Source organism: Halanaerobacter jeridensis (assembly GCF_016908315.1).
Classification (GTDB): domain Bacteria; phylum Bacillota; class Halanaerobiia; order Halobacteroidales; family Halobacteroidaceae; genus Halanaerobacter; species Halanaerobacter jeridensis.
In genome coordinates this window covers 1-1,510 of sequence record NZ_JAFBDQ010000042.1, presented here as the reverse complement: position 1 = coordinate 1,510, position 1,510 = coordinate 1, and the positions used below count along the sequence as shown (strand labels likewise).

Here is a 1,510-nt window from a genome sequence, read left to right as displayed (position 1 = left end):
CTTAAATAGGATAATTAGTTTTTCATTGATTTATTATTAACTATTAAGCAATCCAATTGACTTGTTTTAAATGATATTCTGAATCATATTTAGTTTTATTTTTTAATAATGTATAAATTATTTTAATTAATTTATTAGCAACTGCTATAATTGCTTGATTTCTTGTTTTTCCTTCTTCTATTTTTTTCTTAAAGTAATATTTAAAGTATCCTTCATATCTGATGGTATTTTGAGCCATAAGATAAACTGTTTTTCGTAAATATTTATTCCCTTTTTTAGATATGCTACCCTGATGGTTAATAGATGAACCACTTTGTTTTAAAGAGGGGTCGGTGCCAGTATAAGCAATTAACTGTTTGTAGGAAGGAAAAATGTTTTTAATATTAGCTCCTAAGATTCCAGTTTCTATAAGAAACGGAATGGCGGTTTTCTCTCCAATTCCTTTGATTGAAGTAATTAATTCAGAGTTTGTTTTAATTTGTTCATTAGTAGAAATAGCATTTTTAATAGCTTGTTCAATATTTTTCATCTCTTTTTTTAGAGTGTTTAAACGCTTTAATTCAGCTAACAAAACAGTTTCTAAGTATTGGTCTTTGATACCAGTAGAATTTTGAGCAGCTTTGAATATGGTTTTAGCAGATGTATTAATTTTAGAACCATTAGTATCATTAATATGTTTTTTAATAAATTCTAAGCCTTTTTGAGATATTTTTTCAGCTGATGGAGCTTGACATAAAAGTTTAGTAATGGTTTTAGAAAATAGATTAGTTATATGTTCTAATTCAGGGAATAGTCTATTAAGTAAATTTTTGATTTTAGTTTTGACTTTAGTAATTGCTTCAGAGAAACTTTCTCTTTCTCTATTTAAAGTTTTGAGAGAAGTAATAGAATCTTTATCAACTGCATCTAGATCTTTGTACCTATCTTTAGCAAAACGAGCAATGTGTTTAGAGGCTATAGAATCGGTAGTAGTATTTCTTAGAGAAATAGAATTGCTATAAGAATTGACTAGCTTTGGATTAGCTAAAGCCACTTGGTAATTGCGTTTAACTAGGAAATTTAGTAGTGTTAAATGATAAGTTCCAGTAGCTTCCATAGTTATAAATAAATCATCATTACTTTTAATATGATTGCTAATTAATTTAATTAGTTTTTCAAAACCTTGTTTATTCATTTGCAGTTTTTGTTTTTCGACTGGAGTGTTTGATATATTATTTAGTAAGCAAAAGTCAAAATTATTTTTGGAAATGTCAATACCAAGGAAATATTGATAAGTTTCCAATTCAATCACTCCTTTTAAATGTTAGGGTTTGAGCAAGCAAGGCTTGCTTTGCATCCACACACTCAGTTGCCAGAGGCTTAAAAGCCTAATCAACTATTGGAATTAGCAAAGCAAGTGAAAGACAATATCGGAGGCTTAAGAGCCTATGGCACTCTATTCATCTTGCTTGCTAGTTTCCTTCTTCTTATTTTAATTATAACAAAGTCTTAAGGAAGTGTGGCACTCACA

1 protein-coding gene is annotated in these 1,510 nt (G+C 28.5%); it reads right to left on the bottom strand.

Translation table 11 applies throughout. The features are described from left to right. Positions 1-43 precede the first annotated feature (43 nt). On the bottom strand, positions 44-1,282 hold the full coding sequence (locus JOC47_RS15225; RefSeq protein ID WP_204703288.1) for an IS110 family RNA-guided transposase: 1,239 nt from the start codon (positions 1,280-1,282) through the stop codon (positions 44-46). Positions 1,283-1,510: the final 228 nt, after the last annotated feature.